The sequence below is a fragment of the Spiroplasma sp. hy2 genome, from assembly GCF_044714365.1.
GTDB lineage: Bacteria > Bacillota_I > Bacilli_A > Mycoplasmatales > Mycoplasmataceae > Spiroplasma > Spiroplasma phoeniceum.
Window position 1 is genome coordinate 1 of the sequence record NZ_RXFZ02000373.1, and the last position, 3,195, is coordinate 3,195.

The 3,195-nt window shown below is 32.6% G+C and carries 2 protein-coding genes; both read left to right on the forward strand.

All coding sequences use genetic code 4. From position 1 onward, the window contains the following. Positions 1–160 precede the first annotated feature (160 nt). Positions 161–1,417, forward strand: coding sequence for a histidine--tRNA ligase (gene hisS, locus EHV01_RS06630; protein ID WP_422066768.1), 1,257 nt, complete (start codon positions 161–163; stop codon positions 1,415–1,417). After that, positions 1,417–3,150, forward strand: coding sequence for an aspartate--tRNA ligase (aspS, locus tag EHV01_RS06635; RefSeq protein WP_422066769.1), 1,734 nt, complete (start codon positions 1,417–1,419; stop codon positions 3,148–3,150). The genes hisS and aspS overlap by 1 nt, the downstream gene beginning before the upstream one ends. The last annotated feature ends 45 nt before the right edge of the window (positions 3,151–3,195 follow it).

A 3,195-nucleotide genomic window follows, 5' to 3' on the forward strand; every position in this document is an offset into this window, starting at 1 on the left:
GAAACTATTGGAATTTTAAAGCGTGATGACAACATGAAGATAAAATTTAATAGATTTTGACAAGTAAGCGCATTAACTAAAAGATAATGAAATAGGATGGCACCGCGATTTTTCGTTCCTAAGCAATCTTTTAGTTTTTTATTTAGAAGGGAAGAAAGTTATGAATATGCAAAAACTACGAGGAACTGAAGATCTTTATTATGAAAAAGCAAGTGAATTAAGTGCCCTAGAATTAATGCTGCGTAGTCTTGCTATGCAATATAACTATCATGAAATTAGAACTCCAATTTTCGAAGCAAAAGATTTATTTGTGCGTTCAGTAGGAGCAGAAACCGATATTGTTAGCAAAGAAATGTTTGAATTATTAGATAAAAAAGAGCGAGCATTTGTTTTACGTCCAGAAGGAACCGCACCTGTTATTCGCAGTATTATTGAAGATAAACTATATGGGAAATATGAATTACCATTAAAATTATTTTACCTTGGGAATATGTTTCGTTATGAACGACCTCAACATGGCCGTTTACGTCAATTTAATCAGTTTGGAATTGAAGTGGTCGGAACTAAGAATTATTTATTAGATGTTGAAGTTATTTTACTTGGTTATAATTTATTAAAAACACTTGGATTAACAAACTTAACATTAAAACTAAATTATTTAACAATTGGTGCAGCACGAACAAAGTATCTTGGTGTGTTAACAGCTTTCTTCCAAGAACAAACATTATGTGCTGATTGTCAAATTCGGGTACAAAAGAATCCATTACGAGTATTAGATTGTAAAATTGATCATGATAAATTTAGTAATGCGCCAAAGATTTATGATTATTTAACCCCAACAGAAAATGAAGAATTTGTGGCAATTCAAAAGTTGTTAACTAAATTAGGAATTCCTTTTACCTTAGATGCGCAATTAGTACGAGGATTAGATTATTATACTGGCGTTGTTTTTGAAATTGTGATTGAGGAAGCAGAGCGAGAATTAACTTTACTAGGTGGTGGACGGTATGACCAATTAGTGCACACCTTTGAACCAAGTTTAGATTATCCAGCGGTAGGCTTTGCCTTAGGATTAGAACGATTGTTATTAACTTTAGCTGCGAATGATATTGTCCTAGCTGATGAGGCTTATCTTGATGCTTATTTAATTTGTTTATCTGATCATGCGCGTTATTTTGCTGCTTCGTTGTTGTTATTACTTCGAGCAAGTGGTTTTCGTGTTGATTGTGATTATTTAACACGTAGTGTTAAAGCTCAGTTTAAATCATTAGAGCGTTTGAAAGCAAAGAATGCTATTATTATTGGTGATGAAGAATTGAAAAAAAACGTTGTAAAAATTAAAAACCAACAAACAGGAAAAGAACAAGAAGTTAAGTTTGACAAGATTATTACAGTTTTAAGTAAGGAGAAGAAATAATGAAGAGAACACATACTTGTGGTGAATTAACATTAAAAAATGTTAAAGCAAAGGTTGTTTTAAGTGGTTGAGTGGCAAAGAATCGTCGGTTAGGGGGAATTATTTTCTTAGATTTACGTGATCGAACAGGGATTACACAAGTTGTTGTCCAACCAGAGCATCCCCAATATGCGATGATTAATACAATTCGAAATGAATTTGTTATTAGTGTTGAAGGTGTTGTAATTGAACGAAAAAGTAAGAATTTAGAATTACCAACCGGGGCAATTGAAATTGCAGCTAAACAAGTCACAATTTTATCAAAAGCCGAAACGCCGCCATTAATTATTAATGATGTCACTGATGCGTTAGAAGATGTTCGAATGAAATATCGTTATTTAGATTTACGTCGACCAATAATGCAACAAAAAATTATGTTACGAAATCAATTAGTGCAAACAATTCGGCAATTTTGTCATGCTCATCAATTTATTGATATTGAAACACCAATTTTAAACAAATCAACATCAGAAGGTGCCCGTGATTTCTTAGTTCCCTCGCGTTTAAATCCCCATAATTTTTATGCGTTACCACAATCACCGCAATTGTTTAAACAGTTATTAATGTTAGCCGGATTTGATAAATATTTTCAAATTGCAAAGTGTTTTCGCGATGAAGACTTACGAAGTGATCGTCAACCAGAATTTATGCAATTAGATTTAGAAATGAGTTTTGTTGAGCGCGATGATATTATCCATTTTGTTGAAACATTATTTCAAACAATTATGCAAGATGTGATGAAAGTTAAAATTAAAACGCCCTTTCTTCGGATGGATTATAATGAAACAATTGAAAAATATGGCACTGATAAACCAGATACGCGCTATGATTTACAGTTATTTGATGCAAAAGATATTTTTGCAAAAACTGAATTTAGAGTCTTTGCAACAGCCTTAAAAAAGGAGTTGAGTTTAAAAGGGATTTTTCTTCCCCAATTAGTCAGCAAAAAACAAGTTGAAGAATTAACACGGATTGCCCAACAAAACAAAGCACAAGGGTTAGCATGAGTTAAACAAGAAAAGAATAATTGAGAAGGACCACTTGCAAAAATACTTAGTGATGATGAAAAAGCAAAATTATTACAAAAATGTAATAAACAAACTGGAACATTCTTCTTTGTTAGTGATGAAAAAGCAGTTACTTGCCAAGCTTTAGGAGCAGTCCGAGTAGCATTAGCTAAAATGTTTGCTTTAATTCCACCGAATGAATATCACTTCTTATGAATTGTTAATTGACCATTATATGAATGATCAGATGAAAATCAACGTTATGAAGCAGCTCATCATCCTTTTACCGCGCCAACTAGTGAATTTATTGATAATTTTGAGCAGAAAATGGCAACTGCGCGTGCTGATGCTTATGACTTAGTTTTAAATGGTTATGAAATTGGGGGAGGAAGCATTCGTATTCACCAAAGTGAAGTTCAAACCCGAATGTTTAAATCATTACAATTATCAAACCAAGAAATTGAGAACAAATTTGGTTGATTTTTAAATGCTTTTAATTATGGTGTTCCACCCCATGGCGGAATTGCATTTGGACTTGATCGGCTAGCAATGATTTTAACGAATAGTGAATCAATTCGGGATGTGATTGCTTTTCCGAAGAATACAACAGGAACTGATCCAATGACAGCTTCACCAAGTCCAGTTGAGGACAAACAATTGGATGAATTAGGAATTAAGTTAAAATAATAAATATATAACAATAACTAGCAATATGATTTTTATGAAATATTA